19 protein-coding genes are annotated in these 25300 nt (G+C 51.4%); 10 read left to right on the plus strand and 9 right to left on the minus strand.

The features are described from left to right. Positions 1-155: 155 nt before the first annotated feature. Positions 156-2147: a transketolase gene (gene tkt, locus TK45_RS11325; RefSeq protein WP_131258822.1), complete on the plus strand. Its 1992-nt coding sequence runs from the start codon at positions 156-158 to the stop codon at positions 2145-2147. Between the two features lie 29 nt (positions 2148-2176). On the opposite strand, the gene TK45_RS11330 is transcribed toward tkt, so the two are convergent. From TK45_RS11330 to TK45_RS11350, 5 genes are all read right to left on the minus strand, one after another. Continuing rightward, positions 2177-2938: an ABC transporter substrate-binding protein gene (locus tag TK45_RS11330; protein WP_131258824.1), complete on the minus strand. Its 762-nt coding sequence runs from the start codon at positions 2936-2938 to the stop codon at positions 2177-2179. Between the two features lie 71 nt (positions 2939-3009). Continuing rightward, positions 3010-3885, minus strand: a complete 876-nt coding sequence (locus TK45_RS11335) for a DUF2785 domain-containing protein (RefSeq protein WP_131258826.1) — start codon at positions 3883-3885, stop codon at positions 3010-3012. 49 nt (positions 3886-3934) lie between these two features. Continuing rightward, positions 3935-4834 carry a DUF808 domain-containing protein gene (locus tag TK45_RS11340; protein ID WP_131258829.1) on the minus strand — a complete coding sequence of 300 codons (900 nt, stop codon included), beginning with the start codon at positions 4832-4834 and terminating at the stop codon, positions 3935-3937. Between the two features lie 23 nt (positions 4835-4857). Then, positions 4858-8013 carry a bifunctional proline dehydrogenase/L-glutamate gamma-semialdehyde dehydrogenase PutA gene (gene putA, locus TK45_RS11345; RefSeq protein ID WP_131258830.1) on the minus strand — a complete coding sequence of 1052 codons (3156 nt, stop codon included), beginning with the start codon at positions 8011-8013 and terminating at the stop codon, positions 4858-4860. A gap of 123 nt (positions 8014-8136) precedes the next feature. Further along, positions 8137-8745 carry a TIGR04211 family SH3 domain-containing protein gene (locus TK45_RS11350; RefSeq protein WP_131258833.1) on the minus strand — a complete coding sequence of 203 codons (609 nt, stop codon included), beginning with the start codon at positions 8743-8745 and terminating at the stop codon, positions 8137-8139. Between the two features lie 143 nt (positions 8746-8888). Between TK45_RS11350 and TK45_RS11355 the strand changes: the two genes are divergently transcribed. Together TK45_RS11355 and TK45_RS11360 are read left to right on the plus strand one after the other, a co-directional pair. Further along, positions 8889-10391 (plus strand): inorganic triphosphatase, encoded by a 1503-nt coding sequence (locus TK45_RS11355; RefSeq protein ID WP_131258835.1) that lies wholly within the window; start codon positions 8889-8891, stop codon positions 10389-10391. An 81-nt stretch (positions 10392-10472) separates the two neighbouring features. Continuing rightward, a complete protein-coding gene (locus TK45_RS11360; protein ID WP_131258838.1) occupies positions 10473-11573 on the plus strand; it encodes a hypothetical protein in 1101 nt (366 codons plus the stop codon). Positions 11574-11598: 25 nt separating this feature from the next. Here the strand turns inward: TK45_RS11360 and TK45_RS11365 are convergent, their stop codons facing one another. From TK45_RS11365 to mutH, 3 genes are all read right to left on the minus strand, one after another. Next, positions 11599-12591, minus strand: a complete 993-nt coding sequence (locus TK45_RS11365; RefSeq protein ID WP_131258840.1) for a two-component system response regulator — start codon at positions 12589-12591, stop codon at positions 11599-11601. 4 nt (positions 12592-12595) lie between these two features. Next, the gene (locus TK45_RS11370) at positions 12596-15907 is read right to left on the minus strand and encodes an MHYT domain-containing protein (RefSeq protein ID WP_131258842.1); all 3312 of its coding nucleotides are present in this window, start codon (positions 15905-15907) and stop codon (positions 12596-12598) included. Positions 15908-16010: 103 nt separating this feature from the next. Continuing rightward, positions 16011-16688, minus strand: coding sequence for a DNA mismatch repair endonuclease MutH (gene mutH, locus TK45_RS11375; RefSeq protein WP_131258844.1), 678 nt, complete (start codon positions 16686-16688; stop codon positions 16011-16013). A gap of 142 nt (positions 16689-16830) precedes the next feature. On the opposite strand from mutH, the gene rppH reads away from it, so the two are divergent. The 7 genes from rppH to TK45_RS11410 are packed head-to-tail and all read left to right on the plus strand — an operon-like array spanning position 16831 to position 24079. After that, positions 16831-17373, plus strand: coding sequence for an RNA pyrophosphohydrolase (rppH, locus tag TK45_RS11380; protein WP_131258846.1), 543 nt, complete (start codon positions 16831-16833; stop codon positions 17371-17373). Further along, positions 17367-19646, plus strand: a complete 2280-nt coding sequence (gene ptsP, locus TK45_RS11385) for a phosphoenolpyruvate--protein phosphotransferase (RefSeq protein WP_131258848.1) — start codon at positions 17367-17369, stop codon at positions 19644-19646. The genes rppH and ptsP overlap by 7 nt, the downstream gene beginning before the upstream one ends. Before the next feature lie 15 nt (positions 19647-19661). After that, positions 19662-20462: a sulfite exporter TauE/SafE family protein gene (locus tag TK45_RS11390; RefSeq protein ID WP_131258850.1), complete on the plus strand. Its 801-nt coding sequence runs from the start codon at positions 19662-19664 to the stop codon at positions 20460-20462. 6 nt (positions 20463-20468) lie between these two features. Then, positions 20469-21269, plus strand: coding sequence for a prolipoprotein diacylglyceryl transferase (gene lgt / locus TK45_RS11395; protein ID WP_131258853.1), 801 nt, complete (start codon positions 20469-20471; stop codon positions 21267-21269). Beyond that, positions 21266-22099: a thymidylate synthase gene (locus tag TK45_RS11400; RefSeq protein ID WP_131258856.1), complete on the plus strand. Its 834-nt coding sequence runs from the start codon at positions 21266-21268 to the stop codon at positions 22097-22099. Before lgt ends, TK45_RS11400 begins: the two co-directional genes overlap by 4 nt. A gap of 29 nt (positions 22100-22128) precedes the next feature. After that, positions 22129-23151, plus strand: coding sequence for a response regulator (locus TK45_RS11405; RefSeq protein ID WP_131258859.1), 1023 nt, complete (start codon positions 22129-22131; stop codon positions 23149-23151). Then, a complete protein-coding gene (locus tag TK45_RS11410) occupies positions 23129-24079 on the plus strand; it encodes a GGDEF domain-containing protein (protein WP_131258861.1) in 951 nt (316 codons plus the stop codon). The genes TK45_RS11405 and TK45_RS11410 overlap by 23 nt, the downstream gene beginning before the upstream one ends. On the opposite strand, the gene TK45_RS16240 is transcribed toward TK45_RS11410, so the two are convergent. Beyond that, on the minus strand, positions 24076-25300 hold a 1225-nt coding region (locus tag TK45_RS16240; RefSeq protein WP_165490766.1), incomplete at its 5' end, for an AmpG family muropeptide MFS transporter. The two genes, TK45_RS11410 and TK45_RS16240, sit on opposite strands and share 4 nt — an antisense overlap.

Raw genomic sequence — 25300 nt, forward strand, 5'->3', positions numbered from 1 at the left:
AATACCGCACAAATACTCATTTGGATCAGATTGGTGATGAATTATGCGTAATTTGCCAAAGCCTGCGTTTTAGGGTGTTTGAGGTTTGCAGTTGCGGCATTGCTGGGTCAGAATGTTCAACTATTTTTCGCGGCAGCTTTGTAACAGGAGAATTTATGCCGACACGTCGAGATCTTGCTAACGCGATTCGTGCACTGAGTATGGATGCAGTGCAAAAAGCTAATTCCGGCCACCCTGGTGCGCCGATGGGCATGGCAGACATTGCCCAGGTGTTGTGGTGCGACTTTCTAAACCATAACCCGACAAATCCACAGTGGGCTAACCGTGACCGCTTTGTGCTGTCAAACGGCCATGGCTCTATGCTGATTTATTCGCTGCTGCATTTGACCGGCTACGATCTGCCGATTGAAGAATTACAACAATTCCGTCAATTACATTCCAAAACCCCGGGCCACCCGGAATACGGCTATGCACCGGGTGTGGAAACGACCACCGGGCCATTGGGCCAGGGTATCAGCAACGCGGTGGGTATGGCGATTGCCGAAAAAGCATTAGCGGCGCAGTTTAATCGCCCGGGTCACGATATCGTTGACCACTTCACCTATTGCTTTATGGGCGATGGCTGTTTGATGGAAGGTATTTCCCATGAGGCTTGCTCATTGGCTGGTACGTTGGGCCTGGGCAAGCTGATTGCGTTCTGGGATGACAACGGTATTTCTATTGATGGTCATGTTGAGGGCTGGTTTACCGATGATACGCCTAAGCGTTTTGAGTCTTACGGCTGGCAGGTAATTGCCGACGTGGATGGCCATGATCCTGAAGCGATCAAAGCCGCTATCGAGCAGGCCAAAGCTGACACCAGTAAGCCGACCCTGATTTGCTGTAAAACCATCATAGGTTTTGGATCGCCAAATAAATCGGGTAGCCATGACTGTCACGGTGCGCCGCTTGGCAATGACGAGATCTCAGCCGCCCGTGAATTCCTGAACTGGCATCATGCGCCATTCGAGATCCCGGCTGATGTGTATGCCGGCTGGGATGCCAAACAAGCCGGCGCGGGTAAAGAACTGGCCTGGAATGATGCGTTCGCCGCATACCAGAGTGCACACCCGCAACTGGCGGCAGAATTCAAACGCCGCATCGCCGGTGAGTTGCCGGCAGATTTTGCCACGCAGGCACAGCAGTTTGTTGAACAGGTTCAGCAAAAAGGCGACAACATTGCCAGCCGCAAAGCGTCACAAAATGCTATTGAAGCCTTTAGCCCACTGTTACCTGAATTGTTAGGTGGCTCGGCGGATTTGGCTGGTTCAAACCTGACACTGTGGTCTGGTTCCAAGGGCATTACCTCAGACGATGCCAGCGGCAATTACTTGTTCTACGGTGTTCGTGAGTTCGGCATGGCCGGCATCATGAATGGTATTGGCCTGCATGGTGGTTTCCGTCCGTATGGCGCTACCTTCCTGATGTTTATGGAATATGCCCGCAATGCGGTGCGTATGTCTGCGCTGATGGGCGTACCCAGTATTTACGTATTCACCCATGACTCCATCGGACAGGGTGAAGATGGTCCGACGCATCAACCGGTTGAGCAGGTGGCAAACCTTCGTATGACGCCGAATCTGGTGACCTGGCGTCCCGCCGATGCAGCTGAGTCGGCTATAGCCTGGAAAGCGGCAGTGGAGCGCACCGACGGCCCAACCGCACTGGTATTTAGCCGTCAGAACCTTAATGCTCAGTCTCGTGACGCCGCTCAACTGGCCAATGCTGCCAAAGGTGGTTATGTGCTGGTGGATTGCGACGGTAGCCCGGATGTGATCATTATTGCCACTGGCTCTGAGGTAGATATCAGCGTCAAAGCGGCGGCAGAATTGCAACAAGCCGGTATAAAGGCTCGCGTGGTTTCTATGCCGAGCACCAATGTGTTTGACGCACAGGACGCAGCTTACAAGGAGTCAGTCCTGCCTGCTGCAGTCACTAAGCGTATTGCGGTGGAAGCAGCCCATGCAGACTACTGGTACAAGTATGTGGGCTTAAACGGCAAAGTGATTGGCATGACGACCTTTGGTGAGTCAGCGCCGGGTGGCGTATTGCTTAAGCATTTCGGCTTCACCGTTGAGGCCATCGTTGAAGCAGCGAAGTCGCTGTAAATCATCAACCCTCTGAAAAAGGCGACTAATTAGTCGCCTTTTTTATTCATTCCACTGATATGCCATTTATCCAGCAATGCCTGATATTGTCCGGTGGCTTTAATTATCGCCAGCGCGACCGAGAGTTTGTGCATCTGTTCAGGATTACTGTGGTGACCTGTCGCAATATACAGATGACCGGGAAAATTTGGCAAATGCAGGTAAGGTTTCACTCTCATGGGGGAGAATCCAGCGGCCCGGACTTCCTGTTCCAGCCCAATAAAGTTGGTCAACACCAAATCGCTGCGGCCATGAAATAGCATACCCCACAGTTGGTCGTTATTGACGCTTAACAACAGGTTCTCATCGGTGAAAAATCCTGCGTTTTTCAGATAGTGCTCAGTGCTGTAACCCCGAATCGTGCCGACCTTCAGTTTTTTCGCATCGTCGAGATCGTTTAGCTGCAGATCTTCGCGGTCACGTAAACCGACCAGGTAGGCTTGTGCCTCAAAGCTTTGACCTATCCACTCGTAATGGGGGTCTCGCTCTGGTGTTCTGAGTAGAGATAACATATAAGTGTTTGGGACGTTTTGCGTTTGCTCCAATGCCCTGGCCATGGGAACCAGTACAATTGAACCGTGCAGGCCAGATTCTTTGAACAATAAACGCGCCAGATCGACCAGAATGCCATCGGCTTTGCCGTTGGTATTACTAAAATGAAACGGGGCAAGGTCTTCAGCGACAAACGTCACGCTCTGCGCGTGCAGAGCAGGGGATAGTAAACACAATAACAGATAAGTCAGGTACTTCATTTACCAGATCTCATTGACTCTGTGAGGGCACTGTCGATGATATTACATGCAAATGCAACTGGATTTTACCATTACAACTGCGCGAGTTGATTATTCAGTATGGGTAATATGCTTTGTTGCAGTTCCTCCGGCGCGCCCTTCAAAAGATTAGCCAATTCAAGTAACACGAAGCGAAGATTATGCCGTTGTCTGAGATGGACAGAGTCTGTTTTAGCGGGTTCATAACGCGAAAATGGCGCAGTTAACCAGTTAGTTTTGTCCTGCATCGTCGCGTTTGGATGCATCATCAGATATACCATTGCTCTTGCCAGACGATAAGGCTCGCCCTCGCTAAATGCATGGTACTCATTGTGTATTTGCGAGGCTAACGCCTCCGCGAGAGTATTTAACTGCGCCCGGTTAATTGCTGGGTTTAATGCCAGCTGCAATACCACATCGGCACTGTGCGCTACGTGATGACGCCAGCCATCGCGGTCACTGAATCCGCGGTAATCGTGAATGTTTGGCAAATAGTCACTGATCAAATCCACCGCCCTCTGACGTTGAGCAGGGCTTAAATGCGGCGTGATACGATCGGTGCGTATTACTTCTGCAAACCCCAGTACCGCAAAGGGCAGATAGGTCTGGTTGGCGTTATCGGCGCGAGCTTGAATGTCACTGGCCAGGATGTCAAACAATTGCACAATAATGGCTGGAGATGGGATGTCATTGCGTAGCAACTGGGTAAGCGCTTCGTAGCCAACCTGATCGCGAAGTTCGCTGTCTGTGCTGGCAAGGCAGCTCAATAACGCATGCCAATATGCATCGGTAATTGGCTCTGGCGCAGCGATACTTGCTTTTCTCGCGGCTTGCCACTGAGTTTTAGCCTGATAACGCAAACACTCCTCATCCGTGCGTATGACGGTGCCGCTCAATAAGTTAAGGGAAAGTAATAACGTGGCTGACATGGCTGCTAACCTGCTGGTTTTTCAGCAGGTTAGCATAAAGGTCTGTCGACTAACGGTTTTTTACCAGTCTATACAGACCGCTCGTCGCCAATAGCAGGCTGCCAGCGATGGCGCCACACACTGCGGCGTACAGTGCATTGATGACGGTACCAGTCAGACCGGCTATATCCGGAGAAAAGTGGTGCAGGAATGCAAAGGCATGAACCAGAATCCCGCCCCCGACCAGAAACATCGCCGCTGTGCCTGCAACCGATAGGAATTTCATTAACCTGGGGGCAAAACTTAATAAACCGTGACCAAGACGGCGCAAGAATTGATTGCCATCGCCACCATGACGTTTAACCAACGCCAGACCCATATCGTCCAGTTTGACGATTAGCGCCACCAGACCATATACGCAAAGCGTCAAACCCAGGGCAACCAGCGCCAGTGTGATGGATTGCGTTAGCAGGCTGGCTCCAGTGACGGTACCCAGGGCGATCACAATGATCTCAGCCGACAAGATGAAGTCGGTACGGATCGCACCGTTGATTTTGGCTTTTTCAAACGCGACCAGATCCACATTGGGATCAGCGATGGCATCCAGTTCGGCCTGGTGCGCCGCCTGGTCGGGTTTATGCAGCGAGTGCCAGACTTTTTCGACGCCTTCATAGCAAAGATACAGCCCGCCAATAACCAGCAAAGGCGTAATAGCCTGAGGCAAAAAATAACTGAGCAGCAGGGCAATCGGTACCAGGATCACTTTATTCAGCAGTGATCCTTTAGTGACTGCCCATACGACCGGTAATTCCCGCTCGGCGCGTACGCCGCTGACCTGCTCGGCATTGAGCGCCAGATCATCCCCCAGCACCCCTGCAGTTTGTTTCGCCGCGGTTTTGCTCATCAGGGCGACATCGTCGAGTACCGTGGCGATGTCATCCAATAGGGTTAATAAACTGGCGCCTGGCATAAAACCTCCGTGTTTAGCGCTGCTTAGTCGTTGAGACTCAGCAGCGTGGCATTACCACCGATGGCGGTAATATTATTGGTACGCGTCTTCTCGGTAACAAAGCGGGTCAGGTAGTGTGGACCACCGGCTTTGGGACCTGTGCCAGACAAGCCCTGGCCACCGAACGGTTGCACACCCACTACCGCACCGATTTGGTTGCGGTTGATATACACGTTGCCTACGTTAACACGATCCGCGATGTACAGTGCCAGCGATTCGTTACGGCTGTGAATGCCCAACGTTAAGCCAAAGCCGGTGTTGTTAATGTCGTCTAACACCTGCTCCAGTTTGTCTGCTTTGAAGCGAATCACATGCAGAATCGGCCCGAAGTGCTCTTTGTGCAACTGGTTGATATTGCTGATTTCAACGGCAGTGGGAGCCACAAAGCAGCCATCCGGGTTGACTTTGCTGATATCGGCGGTGGCGATCAGTTTGCCTTCGGCACTGATCGTTTCAATGTGTGCCAACAGGTTGTTGCGGGCGGTTTCGTCGATTACCGGACCGACATCGGTTTTATAAGCGATCGGGTCACCGACAGTCAGTTCTTGCATTGCACCTACCAGCAATTCAATGACGCGGTCGGCAATATCATCCTGAACATACAGCACGCGTAAGGCCGAACAGCGCTGACCGGCACTGGTAAACGAAGAACTCACGACGTCATTGACCACTTGCTCAGGCAATGCGGTGCTGTCGACGATCATGGCATTCTGGCCACCGGTTTCGGCGATCAGGGTGGCAATCGCTCCTTCACGTTGAGCCAGTGAAATGTTGATGTTACGTGCAGTGGCCGTTGAACCGGTGAAACATACGCCAGTGATGCGCTCGTCACCGCTCAGTGCAGCACCCACTTTGCTGCCAATACCAGGTAATAATTGCAGTACATTGCCCGGGATACCGGCTTCATGCAGCATTTGCACCGCACGGAAGGCGGTTAAACAGGTTTGTTCCGCTGGTTTGGCGATGACGGTATTGCCGGTTACCAGTGCGGCAACAACCTGACCGGTAAAGATTGCCAGTGGGAAGTTCCACGGGCTGATACAGGCGAATACGCCCTTGCCCTGTACAAACAACTCATTACGCTCACCGGTTGGACCTGGCAGTGGGCCTTCATAGGCAAACAGTTCACGCGCCTGATTGGCGTAGTAACGCAGGAAATCCACGGCTTCGCGCACTTCATCGATACCGTCCTGCATGGACTTACCCGCTTCCATGGTACACAAAGCAATGAGTTCGTGGCTGTTGGCTTCCATGATCTCGGCCGCCTTTTCCAGCATATGTGCACGGGATTCCGCCGAAGTGCTGCGCCAGGCTGGGAATGCTGCATGGGCAGACGCGATAGCGCGTTCAATGGCGCTTTCGTCAGCATGGAAAATATGTCCGGTAATATGGCTGCGATTTTGTGGCGCACGCACTTCCAGCTTATCAGCTGTTTCAAGTAATTTTCCGTCAACGATAGGACCACCCAACCATTGTTTAGTGGCATGTTGTTCTACACCGGCGAAAAATGCCTGATTTTCTGAGCTGATATTCAAGTTGGTACCTGCTGAGTTAATACGATCATCAAAAATATGTGTGGGTAACGGGATCTTATCGTTGTGCAACGTCGGGTATTGCTTGAGTGATTCCAATGGGTGGGCCACCAGAGACCCGATTGGCGTTTTCGGATCCACTAACTTATGCACAAATGAGCTGTTTGCGCCGTTTTCCAATAAGCGTCGCACCAGATACGGCAATAAGTCTTTGTGAGCACCCACTGGTGCGTAAATCCGTACCGTGAGGTCGCTCTGTTCGAGCATAGTGTTATAAAGTTCATCACCCATGCCGTGCAGACGCTGGAATTCGTATTCGCGCGTGCCGGCCATGCTCTTGATGGCAACGGCCGTGTGAGCATTATGGGTGGCAAACTGCGGATAAATGGCGCCTTCGGTGTGGGCGGATAACAGGAAACGCGCACAAGCCAGATAGCTGACGTCGGTACAGGCTTTACGGGTAAAGACCGGATAGCTGCGCTGACCTTTTTGCTGGGCCCACTTTACCTCGCTATCCCAATATGCACCTTTTACCAAACGTACCGGGATATTATCGCCCTGATCTTTGGCTAACTGAGCAATCCACATCAGTACTGGCAATGCGCGTTTGGAGTAAGCTTGTACCACCAAACCTAAATTGCCCCAACCCTGGCAAACTGCGCCGCGGTAGACTTTCTCAAACAGGCGCAGAGACAGTTCTAAGCGGTCAGCTTCTTCCGCATCGATACTAACGCCGACATTCAGCTCACGGGCTAATCCAACCAGTTGCTCCAGCGTGGTGACCATTTCGGTCAGGACGCGATCTTCGTTGGCTACCTCATAGCGTGGGTGCAGGGCAGATAATTTAATCGAGATAGTCGGTTTAGGCGCATTGCCTTCATAGGTCGCTTCGCCCAGTGCACGAATAGCCCGTGCATAAGCCTGCAGATATTTGTCTGCGTCTTCCTGAGTCAGTGCGGCTTCACCTAACATGTCATAGGAGTGGGTGTAGCCGGTTTTACGCTGTTTACGACTGTTTTTCAGTGCTTCTTTAATATCCTGGCCCAAAACAAATTGTTTGCCCATGATTTTCATTGCGGCATACATGGCTTTGCGCACAACCGGCTCACCGAGGCGGTTAATCAGGCGCTCAATCATATTGCCGGCGTCACCCACGGGTTGATGGACGCGAATAACTTTGCCCGTCAGCATCAGACCCCAGGTCGACGCGTTGACCAGCAGGGAGTCGCTGTTACGCAGGTGCTTGCGCCAATCAGCACCTGATAATTTATCTTTAATCAGCGCGTCGGCAGTATCCGCGTCGGGTATACGCAGTAAGGCCTCGGCCAGACACATCAGGATGATACCTTCCTGAGTATCCAGGCTGTATTCCTGTAAAAATGCGCTGATGCCATCACCACCAGAGGCTTCTTCGCGCACTTTTTCCACCAGTTTGTAGGCTTGTTCCGTGAGCCCTTTTATATCCTGAGTATCCTGTGGCACGAGCTGCATTAATTCCTGCAGATAAGTATCCTCATCCACCATATAGTTGGCACTAATGATGGCAGGGAGCTCGGCGAGTGACGGCAACTGATAATCCGTCTGATTAAGCTGACTGACTTTTAACATAGGTAAATCCCGGAACAAGCCAATATTTGGCACATAAAAAACGCGCGCAGTATATTGATGCGCGCGCGGGAAATATAGCTTTTTAGGTTAAATCTTTGTGTTGCTTGTGAAGCTAATTTGACGTTAGTCCATCCAGCCATCACGGTTGCGTTTTTTCTTCGGCAGGTAAGGAATAATCACTCCAATAATAATACCCGCCAGCGCAATCATTCCGCCGCGCATAAACCATTCGTGTAATTCGGACTGGTCTTTACTGCTAAGTTGTTGTTCTGCTTGCTCAACCTGTGCTTGAAGCTGTTCAAACTGACGGTTTTTACCATTTAAACGTGATTCCAAATCGGCGATTTGCTGTTGCAGCGACTCGGCATTTTGTCTGGCGTCCTGCAGTGCTGCCTGAGCTTCAGATAGTTGTTGTTGTATTTGCGGCAATTTTACCCGCAGGCTTGTGTCTCGCATGACATTGATCGCTTCAATCCAGCCGGTGCGTTGGCGGTCGTCGATCACTTCAACAAATTCACGATCATCGCTGTAGCGGATCAGCGTGATAGGGGTGCCGGCGACAATGGATCCTAAGATGCGATAGTTACGGCTCGGCCCCGCATGCATAAAGGCAAACAGCTCGTCGCTGACATACGCCTGTTCGCCTTCAGACGTGGATGCAGCGTCGGTTTCCTGCGCCATTAGCGGCAACGCCAGCATGGCAGTAATGAAGCAGAAGGTGCGAAGTAACATGTTGAAATACCGGCTTTTTAAATTGTTATAAGCACGATGTTAGGGGCAGTAATTGCAGATGGCAAGGGCAGATTTCGTTGCCCTCGGCTGCGGCTTTGGGTAATGTTGCACTTTACCTCTTTCGAGCATCTCGCCAAAACGGCATGGACACAGAAATAGAACTTAAGTTACTGGTTGCACCAGGCTCTGAAAAAATCCTTGAAAATCAATTTTTTAATCAACTATCGGGCTCGGTAGCGCAGAGCGAGTTTGCGTTATCCAATTGCTACTACGATACCGTCGACGCGCAATTGCGCCAAAACGATATTGGCTTACGGGTACGTGGTAAAAACGGCCAATTTGAGCAAACCATCAAAACAGGTGGCAATTCGATGGGCGGATTACACCATCGCGCCGAATACAATATTCCACTGTCTGATAGTCACCCTGACTTATCCTTGTTCGAACCATCAATCTGGCCACCCGGGTTAAATGTGGATGCATTGCAGGACAGTATTGGTGTGTTATTCGCGACCAATTTTGTGCGTCGTGCTTATCAGTACACCCGCGCCGATGATGCATTGCAGGTCGAATTTGCCTACGACCAGGGCAAAGTCAAGGCGAATAACCACGGAGTTGCGATTTGCGAACTGGAGATTGAGTTACAACGTGGCAGTGCCAGTGAATTATTCAATCTGGCCGAGCAACTAGCCGAGGTATTGCCTTTTCGGCTGGGAACGCTGAGCAAAGCGGCGCGTGGTTATATGCTGGTTAAAGGTACCGAGCTTGAGGTGCTGGCGCGACCACAGAATGTGCCATTGAACGGTGATGAGGATCTCGAACAGATTCTGCAAAAAGGGCTAACTGCAGCGCTGGCCTGCTGGCAACACCATGAGCAGGTATTTTGCGAGAGTGGCAAATTACTCGCGTTGGAAGGGGTGTGGTTTGGGCAAAAATGGCTCCGTCAGCAGTTAATTCAAATTAACAGCGTATTGGCACTGGCAGAGATAGATGCGCTGATTCAACAACTGGATCAATCGCTGCGACAATGGACCTGGGTAGCCCAGGTTTTAGCAATGGGACGTTTGCGCTCTTCCCGCGGACCATTTAGCAAAAAATTGGCACAGTGCGACGCGTTGCAAAGTTATTTGCATGGCCGCATTCATGGATTGCTGGCGCAATACCAACCGTTGCAACTGATTAATAACGGCACCAGTGGTCTTATTCAACTGCGCCTGCTGGCGTTACTGTACAAGCGTCCCTGGCAACATGACGAAAAGGCAACCCAACCAGCTCAGGTTTTTGCTCGTCAATGGTTACAACAAAGCTGGCTGGATGTGCAGGGCGTGTTGGGCGAGCCAGCCGTGATGCAAGCCGATGATTACATTGCTCAGGAAGGGATTCTGCAACAATCGGTACTGCGCTCGCTGGCGATTGCCGAGCTGTTTAACGCCGAGCAGCGCGGCGAGTTTCGCGCCGGCTGGTTGGATGTGCTGGATGGCATCGAAGAGTTGTATACGCTGCGGGTGCTAAAACGCGAATTAGGGCGGGCAGAACTCGCAGACGCTGACGAGCTTGCTCAGTGGTGTGCAGAGAAAACGCAGCGTGTTTTAGAAATCATACACTTAAGCCATCACGCGGCGTTAAATATGACACCCTACTGGTGAAAAATTAAGCTATGCTGACTGAGTGCCGATAACAAACCTAGGTTATTGGCAGGTAGTAGGTTGTAAAGGGGCTCAGTCAGTATGCAGGGACAAAGCACATATTCCGCCATGTTGCTCATGATGGCAGCGTTGTGGGCAATTCCATTACTTATCACCTGGTGGCGATTCGATCGCCTGATACACAGCAAGAGTCTGTTGCTGTTGTGTTTGTTCGCGCCATTTGCACTTTTGGATGAGTGGTTAATCAGCTCCGGACAGTATTTGTCGGGCGGCTTTCTTCTGGGCATAAGCCAATGCCTGTTTGTTATGTTATTGGTATTGTGCGCGCAGAGTGTGCGCGACCTGTGTTTTGAAAAACAACGTAACGCCAATGTACTACTGTTATTGCCCGTCGTATTTGCCTTGTTATTACTGCCGTTTCTGACCCTCAGCCAGTCGCAAAAATTCAGTTTATTAGGACTGCAGGCCGTGCCTCAGGACGTTTCTTTGTTGTGGCTGTTATGTCCCGGTTTGATCGTGCTATGCGCCATGGGCGTGTGGATTATGGCGCGTGAGGATGTACAGCATTTTCATCGCCTTTTACCTCGCCAGGTCGCGGATCCCCAGTTATATCGTTTGACCCCTCTGTTGTGGGGGCTTGGGGTTAATTTGTTGATAGTCAGTGTTTGCCTGCTGACCTGGACATTGGCGCTGAGCGGTCAGATAGATGCGCACAAATGGTTAGTCCTAAGCAAAATGGCGTTAAACGCCGGAATTTGGTTGATGGCCATACTGTTGGCCAGTGTAGGGGCTCAGTCGCCATTACCAGACTTACGCAGCCGTGTGCGCCTGAGTCCGACAGAATTACGACAGCTGCACAGCCGAATTGAGACCGTGTTGGAACAGCAGCAGGCATATCGTTTTTTAGGGCTGCGAATTCGCGATGTGGCATCGCTGGTAAACGCCAGCCCGGCGCAAATCGATGCAGCGCTGGCCAGTCAGGGGATTCGCCATTTTCGTGGTTACGTTAATGGCAAGCGCATCCGCTACGCACGTCAACGCTTGCTGACCAGTGATGACAGTGTGACCGGGTTGACCCGGCAGTTAGGGTTTCCTTCTGAGCGGTGGCTTAGTGATGTGTTCGTCAGCTATGTGCAGCGACTCGGACGTTTACGTCTGGCCTATCGTCAGTCTCAGGGATAACACCAGATGGGATAATCCAGAGGGATTAATCCTCGTCTTCGAAGCGCGCTTTAATCGCGAGAATTTGCTCGATATTTTCTACAAACAGGGTAACCAGCGCAGGGTCGAAGTGCTTACCTGCCTGTTCCTGAATAAATCCCAGGGCTTTTTCCAGCGGCCAAGCGTCTTTGTAGGGGCGCTTGCTGGTAAGGGCGTCAAACACATCTGCCAGCGCTACAATGCGCCCTTCAATAGGGATTGCCTCACCGGCCAGACCGATGGGATAGCCGCTGCCGTCCCACTTTTCGTGATGGGTCAGCGACACGGACTTGGCCAGTGAGATTAAGTCCGAATCGTCGTCACCTAAGATTTCCGCGCCGATCTGTGGATGGGTTTTCATGATCGCAAACTCCTCATTGGTGAGTTTGCCGGGCTTAAGCATGATGCTGTCTGGAATACCAATCTTGCCAATATCATGCATGGGCGCGGCATTGAGCAGCTTTTCTGCTTGCCAGTCACTCATGCCGCTGGCTTTGGCTAATATTTGCGAATAATGACTCATACGCATGACGTGCATGCCGGTTTCATTGTCTTTGTATTCTGCGGCTCGCCCCAGGCGCTGAATGATCTGCAGGCGGGTGCGACGCAGTTCGTCAGCCTGTACCAGTGACAAATGTGTTTTCACCCGGGCTTTCACTACCGCTGGTGAAATCGGCTTGCTGATATAATCCACCGCGCCGGCCTCCAGCCCCCGCGCTTCATCGGTCTGGTCATTTAGTGCCGTAACAAAGATGACCGGGATAGTGCGGGTCTGTTCCTGTTGTTTCAGGTGTTCACATACTTCAAGACCGGTCATATCCGGCATCATAATATCCAGTAGGATCAGCGCTGGCAGTTTTTCCAGTGCAACCCGCAGGGCTTCCTGGCCATTTTTGGCAAACACCAACTGGTAATCATCCTGCAGCACCTGACGAAGTACGCGCAGATTGACCGGCTCATCGTCGACCAGCAAGAGGGTGGGGCGCTGTTCTGATAACATAGAATTACTGCTCACTTAAGGTTTGAATTAATGGCTTCAGGTGCTGCAACGCGACCTGAAACTCAAAATCATCAAAGGCTTGCTCGATGGCATTAAGCACGGTTGGTTGCTCTGGCAGGTCAAATTCACCTAGCAAGCGCAACCTATCATCATCGATCTGGTTTTCCATTGCATCGGCAAGCAGGGCTTGTAGTAACGTTAGCAGACGTGGTCTGTCTTGCTGCCTCGGCGCGTCTGTTGGTGCGTCTGGCAGACAATGCATGTGTCTGACCTTGTCGATCGACTGTTCTACCTGAGCGAATATCTCTCGCGCCAGTTGGCTGTCTGCCTGCTCACAAGCATGTTCGAGGTCGGCAAACAGTGCTGGTAATTTACTCAAATGCAAATTGGCACTTACGCCTTTCTCACGGTGCGCGATGAGTTTGAGCGCGTCAAATTTCTGCGCCCCGACCTGTGCCAGAAAGTCTGGGATTTGGCTCTGAAGTCTTTGTACGTAGTCGCATAACTGCTGGGTATAGCGCTTTTCTGAACCCCATAGCGCACTGCCTGCTGCAACATTCACTTCTTCGGTATGGTTTGTCGGCCGCGGACTTGCCAGCACGCAGTGGCTGACATCCATGCCCATCACACGAGCAATTTCCTGAAACAGTTTTTGCGCATCAATTGGCTTATTGGCGAAGCCATTCATACCGGCATCAAACGCGGCCTGTTTGTCTTCTTCCAGCACACTGGCTGTGATCGCAATAATCGGTAGGGCGGCAAGCTGATGTTGTTGTTCGAATTCGCGTCGCTCACGCGCAGCGGTTAAGCCATCTTTAACTGGCATTTGCACATCCATTAAAACCAGTTGCAGATTGGGTAGTTGCTGCATCCTGACCAACGCCTGCTCTCCATCTCTGGCACACTCAACCTGATGCCCCTGGCGTTCCAGCAAAATTTGTAACAGTTCAAGATTCTGTTCAATATCGTCGACAATCAGGACCTGCATCGGTGGCAATGAGGTCACGGTGGCAGGGTGAGGACCTTGCTGTGGCGCGTCTGTCGGCGAGAGGGGTAACCACACGCTAAAACAGCTGCCTTTGTTCAGCTCACTGCGTACGTCTATTCTGCCGCCCATCAGCTCCACCAATTGTTTGCTAATGGTTGTACCGAGGCCGGTACCGCCGAAACGACGACTCATGGATGCATCAGCCTGAGTAAAGGGCTCGAAAATTTTACTGAGCTGTGCCTGCGTCATACCGATGCCGGTATCTTCAATATCAAACTGCACACCATCGCTGCAGGGAATAACCCGGATAGCAACACTGCCCTGTTCGGTAAATTTGATCGCATTACCAATCAGATTGGTCAGCACCTGCCTGATTCGTTCCGGGGCGCCAAGGTAATAGGGAGCCAGATTCCCTGAAATCTCGGTATTGAGCAGCAGTCCCTTGTTGCGCGCCTGCAGATAGAGGGTAGAAATCACCATATCCATTTCTTCAGTCAGGTTGAATGCCCGCTGTTCTAGTTCCAGCTTGCCTTTTTCTAATTTGGCCGTGTCGAGAATGTCATTGAGTAAATGCAACAGAGATCTGGAGGAATGGCTGATGGTGCTGAGGTGGCGCTGTTGCTCGTCATTTAGTGGGGTATGCAACAGAATGTCGCTGAAGCCAATGATGGCATTCATCGGTGTGCGGATTTCATGACTCATATTGGCTAAAAAGGCGGTGCGCGCGGCGGCAGCATCCTCAGCCTTCTCTTTCGCCAGTTTGAGCGCCTGCTCCATATTTTTGCGCTCGGTAATATCCATAATGAAGCCGTCGATCCACATTACATTGCCTTGTTCATCACGGACCTTAGTTCCTTGTTCCAGCATCCAGTGAATATCACCCTGATTGTCGCGGATACGGTATTCAAGGCTAAAGGAATTGTCTTGTTTTACTGCCGCCTCGATGGCTGCTACGTCATCCGGATGATACAAATCGGCAAAGGACATTTGTGGCGATGGCAGGGTAAAGGTCTTGGCACTAAAACCGGTGATTTGTTCGACAGCGTCACTGATAAACAACATTGGCCACTGAGGTTCGTTCAGGCAGCGATAGGCAATACCGGGAATATTGGTAATCAGTGAGCGAAACTTTTGCTCACTGTCGCGCATACGTTTTTCCATTTCAACCCGAGCGCTAATGTCGGCCAAAAACGCCACAAAATAGGCTTCGTTGTCTAACTCAAAGCGACCCAGGCCAAGGCGCGCGGTAAAGGTGCTGCCGTCGGGTCGGAAAATAGAAATTTCTTCACTGGTGCCGGTCAGTACCGATTCGCCGGTGCGACGAAAGTTGTTCAGGTGAGTTTTATATTCCTCACGTTGCTGCTCTGACAACAAAACGCCAAACGAGCGACCGGTCAGCGCATCTGGTTGCCAGCCAGTCATGCTGGTCGCAGCAGGATTGGTTTCAACAATGATGCCGCGCTGATCGACGATAAAAATCCCGTCGATGGCATTGCGCATTATCGACTCCAGACGCTTGGCGTTAGCATTCGCCTGTATCGATATATCCCGATAGCGGTACATCAGGTTAACGACCAGCACCAGACTGATAATCGCAACCGTGAACACGGTAACGGCGATGGCCAAAATCCACGATATATGTGCAGTTTGCGCTGATAATTCCAGCCCAGGTGGGCGCACAAAGCGCGCGGCGGCCATGCCGGTGTAATGCATGCCAGCGATAGCGCAGCCCATGATCAGACCTGCCAGCAGGTTGGTTTGCAGCAGATTAAAACGTGAAGTCAGCGCACTCAGCGCAAACCGGATCCACAGCGATAGTGTTGCCAACGTGACGGCGACCAATATCGACACCAGAAATATGCTCAGGTCGTAGCGAAGCAGGGGCGCCATTTGCATTGCGGCCATACCGGCATAGTGCATGGTACCGATCCCGGCACCGACTAATACGCCTCCGAGCAATAACTGCGGGAAGCTGATCTGCTGTCTGGAAATCAGACCCAGTGCCACTCGCGAAGCCGCAATACTTGGCAATACTGACAATGCGGTGATCAAGCCGTCGTATTCCACATCCGTGCACAATTCAAACGCCAGCATGCCAATAAAGTGCATGGCCCATACGCCGCCGCCAAGGGCGATACTGCCGGTTAACAAGATGACTCGGCGACGCATGGCACTGAAGCTATCGCGCAACTGCGAGCAAATCTGTAGCGCCATAAACGACGAAAAGGCTGCGATAAGCACGGACAGCAGCACCAGTGGCAGACTGTATTGACCATCGATTAGCAGGGAGTCTGCGGGAATATTAAATAACGAGGTGATGTACTGCACCGGTTTGCCTGTATGAAAAACAACAACATAGCCACGGTAGCATAGATTCGTTGCAATCCGTCAGTGCTTATCGTGCCGGGGATTGTTTGCTACCTTTTGGCTGTTATTCGTTGAACTGGCGTTGCAGGATCGCTTTGGTAAAGGACTTTTTCAGATAAAATCCCCGGGGTCGGGTTTGGATAATGCTGCCATCCGGGCCGATGGCATCGGTCAATGCGCGTCCGTCAGCGGCTTTTGGGCGAATTTGCATCACTTCACCCTGCCGGGCTGTGAGTTTTTCTACCTGACCGAGCGAGATGAAATCCATGATTTCTTCCCAATCGCTGCGCAGTGCCTGTTCCTCGTCGTTATTTGGTTGCCATAAAAATCCGTTACCGACGACGCGCAGGGCGGGCGGGATATCGCGACTGCCCTGCACAGGAATCCATAGTACGCGGGATAATTTATTGCGTACATTCGATTGCTGCCAGTTCAGCCCGGCAATCCCGGTGAGATGGGCATAACACACATAGGTGGTCTCCAGTGGCGATCCGCTTTCGTCCACCGGTAAGGTTTTGAGTTCTACCCCCAATTGCGCAAAGTCCTGAGTTTGCTGGCTGCCAGCCTCGGCTCCTAACCACAATTCAATCAACTGGCCCACCCAGCCCTTATGTCGACGCAGGTTGGCGGGCGCCTTTAAGTCTGCCAGGCTGGCTAATTCGCCAAGGGTAAAACCAGCAATCTGCACTACGCGCTGCATCAAATCATCCAAACTGGCCGGTGGGTTTGTTGGTGGTTGCATTAAAAATCTCTATAAATCAGCGGGTTAGGGCGTGCTTCTGGTCAGGAATAGATATTATGCAGTAAGCGCAGGCCAGATTGCCAGTTGTAGCGTTGTGTGAAAGAATGCGGTCATACGCAATTTTAACTCTCCGGGAGTTCAAGTGATTGATGCCGAAGGATTCCGTGCGAATGTCGGCATAGTGATTTGTAACCGGGTTGGGCAGGTTTTTTGGGCTAAACGTTATGGGCAGCATTCATGGCAGTTTCCGCAAGGCGGGATCGACCAGGGTGAATCGCCTGAACAGGCCATGTTTCGGGAATTACACGAGGAAGTGGGACTAGAACCCAAAGACGTGGAAATTCTGTCAGTGACCAAAAACTGGGTAAAATATAAATTACCCAAGCGCCTGATTCGGCAGGGCAGTAACCCTGTTTGCATTGGCCAGAAACAAAAGTGGTTTTTGCTGCAACTCACATGTGCAGATGAAGATGTGGATGTATTAAAAAGTGGGCACCCAGAATTCGATGGATGGCGCTGGGTGAGTTACTGGTATCCGGTTCGTAATGTGGTGTCGTTTAAACGGGATGTTTATCGTCGGGTGATGAAGGAGTTTGCACCTGTGGTCATGACCCAGCAAGCGCCGCAGCCTAAACCAAATCGCCAGCATCGTTCACAACGGAAACGTCGCAGACATTCATGTTAGGTACGCTTAAACGCATTGTGCAGGAAGTAAATCAGACGCTCGTGTTCAACGATGCGCTGACGCTGCTTGCTACACGCGTTAAGCAGTCCATGGGAGTCGATTGTTGCTCGATATATCTGGCCGATTACGAGCAACAGGCGTTTTTGCTCAAAGCAACAGAGGGTCTTGAAAAAAGTGCGGTCGGTAACGTCGCTATAGGCTTTTCTGAGGGGCTCATCGGCCTGATTGGCCAACGTGAAGAACCCATCAATATTGAGGATGCACAATCCCACCCCCGCTTTAAACATTACCCGGAAGTAAAAGAAGAGACCTACCACGCGTTTCTGGGTACGCCGATTATTCATCAACGTAAAGTACTGGGGGTAATAACCCTCCAGCAGCAGGCTCGGCGCCTGTTTAATGAAGATGAAGAAGCTTTTTTAGTCACCCTTGCCGCGCAAATCGCGCTGGTCATTGTCCATTCGGAAGCCCGCGGTGCGCTGGATACTCATGCTCTGCTACCGCGCGCCACATTCCAAACCCATTTACGTGGTGTGCCTGGTGCTGAAGGCATTGGCATAGGCATCGGTGTATCGGCCAATCGCCAGGCCACGCTGGCCAATTACACTCTGACCCGCAGTGATGACATTGAAGGGCAACGCAAGTTGTACCGAGACGCGGTTAAGCAAACCCGGATTCAGGTAAGGGAGATGGCTGAGCGCATGCGTGAAAGCCTGCCGCAGGATGTGCATGCCATTTTCGACTTGTATCATCATCTACTCGACGCCAGCAGCCTGGGCTATGAGGTCGAGGCGCATATCGAAATGGGCTGGAATGCGGCATCGGGTCTGAAAATGGTGGTGGAGCAATACGCCAAGCAGTTTCAATCCATGGAAGACACCTACATGCGTGAACGCGCTGTCGACGTGGTCGACGTGGGTGATAAGATTCTGGTGAATATGCTTAACATGCAGGACGCGGATGTGTGCCTGCCGGAGCGAATTATTCTGGTTGCTGAAGAAGTTTCAGCGTCGATGCTGGCCGAATATCCGCGGCAAAAATTGTGCGGTATCGTGTCGATGCGCGGCTCTCAGAATTCCCACGCTGCGATTATGGCCAGAGCCATGGGTTTACCTGCGGTAATGGGGTTAACCGATGTGCCTGTGTCTATGCTGGCAGGCAAATCACTGGTCATTGATGGCTATTCCGGCGAAATTATCGTTGCCCCCAGTGAAGCGATTCTTAGTGAATATCAGGCATTAGCACGGGAAGAGTCAGAGCTAACCGAACATCTGAAAACCCTGTCGGACTTACCCTGCCAGACCCGTTGTGGTCAGAAAGTATCTTTGTTGATTAATGCCGGCCTGGCTGTGGAGTTCGAACAACAGCAATCGGGAGTGGATGAAGGGGTAGGGCTGTACCGAACCGAGGTGCCCTTTATGATGGGTGAGCGGTTCCCCTCTGAAAACGAACAGGTTGAATTATACCGGGCAATGCTGAGCGTTCAGCCAGATAAAGCCATTACCATGCGCACACTGGATGTGGGTGGCGACAAACCGCTGCCGTATTTACCTATTCATGAAGAAAACCCGTTTCTGGGCTGGCGCGGTATTCGCCTGACGCTGGATCACCCGGAAATTTTTCTGGTGCAGGTGCGCGCTATGCTTAAAGCCAGTGCAGGCTTACAAAATCTGCGCATCATGTTGCCGATGATCACCTCAGTTGGCGAGGTGGATGAGTCCGTACGATTGATTCGCCAGGCTTATTTTGAAGTGGCTGATGAACTGAATAAAATCGGTCAGACACTGTATATGCCGCAAATTGGCGTGATGCTGGAAGTTCCAGCGGTGCTTTATCAAATCCCACAACTGGCGCAAAGGGTGGATTTTTTTTCGGTCGGCAGTAATGACCTGACCCAATATCTGCTCGCTGTGGATCGCAACAACCCCAGGGTGTCCGCCTTATACGATGCCTATCATCCAGCTGTGTTGCAGGCGATGAAATTTATCGTCGAGCAGTCCCATGCCGTGCATAAGCCTGTCACTGTGTGTGGCGAGTTGGCCGGTGAACCGTGCGGGGCATTACTGTTGCTGGCCATGGGCTATCGGCATTTATCCATGAACAGCCATAGTCTGCTGAAAATCAAATGGCTGGCTCGTAGCACTGATATCGTGCGCGCTCGCGAGTTACTGGAATTGGTGCTGGCCATGCCTGATGGCGTGCATGTGCGTGATGCGGTCAATATGGAATTAGAATTAATGGGCTTAGGCGGCTTAGTCCGCGCGGGCAAATAATTACAGGAATAGGTCATGTCTGATTGGGCAGCGTTGTTGACGTTTTGTCTTGCCCTGGGGGCCGTTGTTGGGGTGTTTGCCGGCTTGCTGGGTATTGGTGGCGGTTTGCTTATCGTACCTGCCATGCTGTATCTGTTGCCGCATTATGCCCATGTACAAGCCGATGTATTGATGCCACTGGCCATCGGTACGTCGCTTTCTACCATTGTGATTACCGGTGCTTCTTCCGCGTGGGCGCATGCCCGTCTGGGGCATATGCAAAAAGGAATTGTGCCTAAAACGGCGATGGGGTTGGCGATTGGCGCAATATTTGGTAGCTGGCTGGCCACCCAATTACCTGTCACCTGGTTGAAATCATTCTTTGGCATCATGGTACTGGTGATAGCTGCCAAGATGGCCTTTCTGGCCAATCGTCAATCCAGCAATCAGGCCAGCGCCACTAAGTTATTTGGCATTGGCAACGTGGTGGGAACGATTTCGGCGTTAATGGGCATTGGTGGCGGTGCGCTGCTGGTACCAGCACTGGTGTGGTATCAGGTACGGATGCAAACCGCGATTGCCACCGCTTCTCTGGGCGGTGTGGTCATCGCAATCTTTGGTACGGTCGGTTATATTGTCGGCGGCTGGCATCATCCGGATTTACCTCAGGGGGCGTTGGGGTTTGTCTTTTTACCTGTCACTGCCGGGATCGTGTTGACGTCTATGTTCACAACCCGGATTGGTGCCTGGCTGGCTCATCGTCTGCCCACACAACAATTAAAAAAGATTTTCGCCATGTTTCTGGTCATCGTTGGCCTGCGCATGCTTTTGGGATAACGCGTTATGCATGAGTATTTTATTTTTCCGCAAATCGACCCGGTGATTGTTCACATTTATGGGCCACTGGCGATCCGTTGGTATGGCCTGATGTATCTGATTGGCTTCGCTGCCGCGTTTGTACTGGCCAAAACCCGTTTGCATCGCACCCATCTGAGCAAAGACCAACTCAGTGACATGATGTTTTACAGCTTTATGGGCGTAGTGGTCGGCGGGCGTGTTGGTAACGTTTTGTTTTATGATTTTGCGCATTTTATGGCAGATCCTGTTTACCTGTTTCGCGTCGACCAGGGCGGTATGTCGTTCCACGGCGGTATGCTGGGTGTGATTCTTGCGCTGTGGATATTTGCGCGTAAGGCCAAAATGCCATTACTGGCGCTGGGAGATTTTATTGCGCCGCTGGTACCAATTGGCTTGGGTGCAGGGCGAATCGGTAATTTTATCAACGGTGAATTGTGGGGGCGTGTCACGGATGTACCATGGGCGATGATTTTCCCCCATGTGGACAACTTGCCGCGCCATCCGTCTCAGCTCTATCAGGCGTTTACCGAAGGCTTAGTATTATTTACCTTGCTGTGGTGGTATTCATCTAAACCGCGGCCGCGCGGAGCGGTATCCGGACTGTTTTTACTGGCGTATGGCATCTTACGCTTCCTGGTCGAATATGTGCGTGAACCTGAAGAACAGGTGCGTAGCCTATATGGCGAATGGATCACGCAAGGTCAGGCGCTATGTATTCCGATGATTATTCTGGGCAGCTATCTGATGCTGCGTGCTTATAAAAAACATAACGAGGCATCTGCATGAAACAGTATCTGGATTTGATGCGCCATGTGCGCGACACCGGCATTGTGAAACAAGACCGCACAGGTACCGGGACTAAAAGTGTATTTGGCTATCAGATGCGGTTTGATCTGGGTGAAGGGTTTCCGTTGGTGACCACCAAAAAATGCCACATGCGTTCCATTATTCACGAATTGCTGTGGTTTCTGCAGGGCGAGACCAATATTGCCTATTTGAAAGAAAACGGTGTCAGTATTTGGGACGAATGGGCAACGGATGAGGGCGAACTGGGTCCGGTTTATGGTGCTCAGTGGCGCAGCTGGCAAGGCCCCAATGGAGAAGTGATTGATCAAATCCGCGATGTGGTTGAGCAGATTAAGAGCAACCCCGATTCCCGCCGTCTGATCGTCAGTGCCTGGAATCCTGCGGTGTTGCCGGATACCCGTTTTTCGCCAAAAGATAACGCGGCGCAGGGTAAGCAAGCACTACCACCATGCCACACGCTTTTTCAGTTTTACGTGTTGGACGGCAAGTTGTCCTGTCAACTTTATCAGCGCAGTGCCGATATTTTTCTCGGTGTGCCATTTAATATTGCCAGCTACGCCTTGTTGACCATGATGATGGCGCAGGTATGTGGCCTGCAGGCTGGAGACTTTGTGCACACCTTCGGTGACGCACACCTGTACCTCAACCATCTGGAGCAGGTGGAAACTCAATTGGGTCGCGAACCGTATCCGCTGCCAGAAATGAAGATTAACCCAGAGGTTACCGATATTTTTTCTTTCAGGTATGATGACTTTGAACTGGTTAATTATCAGGCGCATCCACACATAAAAGCACCTGTAGCCATCTAATAAAAACGATAATAAATAGGGCAACAACAATGTCTTTACCCGTGTTAATTTGCGATGACTCGCGCTTTGCACGTAAGCAAATGGCGAACAGCATCCCCGCTGGCTGGGATGTGGAGATCAGCTTTGCTGAAAATGGTGCCGAGGCGCTGGAGCTAATTAAAGCGGGTAAAGGGGATGTAGTGTTCCTCGACTTAAATATGCCAGTGATGGATGGCTACCAAACCATGCAAATCATCAAAGAGCAGGACTTGCCCTGTATGGTGATTGTGGTGTCCGGTGATGTGCAAAGTCAGGCCCGTGAGCGCATGCTGAAGCTGGGCGCACTGGACTTCATACGTAAGCCGGTAGACAACTCGCGTCTGATGGAAATTCTGCGTCAATTCGGATTGTATACTGGCGAGGCGGCGGTCAAGCCTGCGAGTCAGGATATGCCGACCAGCAAAGAAGATCGTATCGATGCTTATCGCGAAGTGGCTAACGTGGCCATGGGGCGCGCCGGTGAGAAACTGGCCGAGCTATTTGATGAGTTTATTCGCTTACCTGTACCTAACGTCAATGTGATTGAATCCAATGAATTGCGTATGGCAATTGAAGAGATTCAGCAGAGTGAATATGTCTCTGCCGTCTCGCAGGGATTTTCCAGTGTTGGTCTACAGGGCGAAGCGTTGGTCATCTTCAATGAAACCAGCTTTGAAAGCCTGATCAATTTATTGAACTATCAACATGACAGCGACTGTCAGGAGCTGGAAATCGAGGCCCTGATGGATGTGTCGAATATTCTGGTCGGCGCCTGTTTAAATGCGCTGGCGGAGCAGCTTAATACCCGTTTTAATCGTAGCCATCCCAGCATTCTCGGTCGTCATTGTGATTTAGAACAAATGCTGGAGTCCAACGTTTCACGTTGGACCCGATTATTGGCCACAGAAATTGGTTACAGCATTGAAAATCACGATATTCAGTTTGATTTGCTGCTGTTATTCCCCAGTGACGCCATTGATCCATTACTCAGTTTATCGTGCGGGAGACGTTATGAGCGTACCGGCACCTATTAATTCGCAGCTGATGCAATATATGCTGGGCTCGCTGGAAGTTGGCCTGGTGGTGATTGATCGAAGCTACACCATTCGGGTGTGGAATCAGTTTATGCAGAGTCACAGCAATATCGCCGATAGCCTGGCTGTGGGGCAGAATCTGTTTGGATTATTCAGCGAAATCAATGAAAACTGGTTTAAAAGCAAAGTCGCGCCGGTGTTTAAACTCAACACCCCGGCCTACATCATTGCTGAGCAACGTCCCTATCTGTTCCGTTTCAGTGCCTCACGACCGGTCACATCCGCCTCAGAATATATGCATCAGAATGTCAGTCTGTTTCCATTGGTTGACGAGCATGGCGTGGTGACATCAATCTGTATCGTGGTGTATGACGTCACCGATGAAGTGGTTAGCCGCCAACGTTTTGAAGAAGCTAACGTTAAGCTCAAGCGTATCAGTCGTATCGATGGCCTGACCGGACTGAACAACCGACGTTTCTGGGAAGAATGTTGTGTCAATGAATACAAGCGACTGGGACGCAGTAACACCAGTTCCAGTTTGATCATGCTGGACATTGATCATTTCAAGCAGGTCAACGACACCTATGGTCACCCTGCCGGTGATGAGGTTATACGGTATCTGGCCGAAATCATTCGACGCACAACCCGCGAAACCGACATTTGTGGGCGCTTCGGTGGTGAAGAATATGTGATTTTATTGCCGGATACCGACGGTGAACAGGCCATGCTGGTAGCCGAACGCCTGCGTCGTAAAGCTGCGCTCAGACCGGCAGTGTATGAGGGTACCGAAATCGACTTCACCATTAGTGTGGGCGTGTGTGAATATCAGACCCGTTTCAATAACCACATGGAGTGGGTCGAACTCACTGATAAGGCGTTATATAACGCCAAACGTGGCGGCCGAAATCAGGTGCAGCGCGCAGCCTAGTCCATACCCAGTAAAGGTTTAAGCCTGTGCCGAATCAGGTATAACAACCACATGCTGGGGATGATCATCAGGGCGGTAATCACAAAGAATATTGCCCAGTCACCATCCAGTGCATCGACCATTACACCGCTATAGGCGCCCAACGAGACCCTTCCCAACGTGCCAATGCTGGCCAGCAAGGCGTATTGGCTGGCAGTAAACGCCCGATTGCACAAAGCACTGATAAAACTCATAAACACCACAGTACCCCAGGCGGCGGTAAACCCATCGATGACAATGGTGATGCCCAGTAATGTCTTATCCGGACCGGTGATTGCCATTAAGGAAAAAAGCAGATTACTGGCGGCCATGGAGACGCCGCCGATCACCAGGCCTTTAATCAGGCCAATGCGTAACGTAATGGCCGCTCCGATCACTGATGCGACGACGGTTACCAGCCAGGTGAGTAATTTGGAATAAGCGCCAATGTCTTCGTTACTGAAACCAATTTCTTTGTAAAAGACAATAGACATACGACCCAGAAACGCCTCGCCGAGCTTAAACAGCAACACAAAGCTAAGCAGTGCCAGCGCCATTGCCACGCCATTTCGTTTGAAAAAATCGCGTAATGGCTCAACCAGCGTAGACAGTATCCAGGCCACAACCTGCTCGGCCTGAGTAATCGAATCGACTGCCTGGTTACTGTTGGCCAGGATTCGGTTCAGCGAATGGAAAATCATCGCGAGGATAGCGACGACAACCACGGCAGTTACCTGCGGTTGATAAGCAAACAACGGCGCAGCGAACACATTGAGCATGATAGCCGCAATAATCAGCAATACGCCGAGCAGCATAGCTAAAGCTCGTGGATGGTGTCCTTTGACGGCATCCTGATATTTTTGCTGCACGGCAGCAAAGGTCGCATTGCGGTTAGATAACGGCTCGTGGGCGATAAAACCGAGCAGAGAAATCACTACCATAATGGCAGCCAATAACAGATAAACATTAGACCAGCCGATATCATCGGCCAGAAAAAACGGAATGGCGCCGAGGCCCGCATAGCCAGTCCACCATCCTGAGGTGGCCATGGCGGAGGCGGCAGACTGCTGCTCCGGATGATCCTCGGCGATGCTGTCGATGCGAAACGCATCGATGGCAATATCCTGAGTGGCAGATGCAAGGGCAATGCTCAGTGCGGTCAGGCCGGCCAGTTGTAAAGAGTGGCTGGGATCGACGCCCGCC

Source organism: Bowmanella sp. JS7-9 (genome assembly GCF_004329715.1).
In the GTDB taxonomy this organism is placed as follows: Bacteria; Pseudomonadota; Gammaproteobacteria; order Enterobacterales; family Alteromonadaceae; genus Pseudobowmanella; species Pseudobowmanella zhangzhouensis.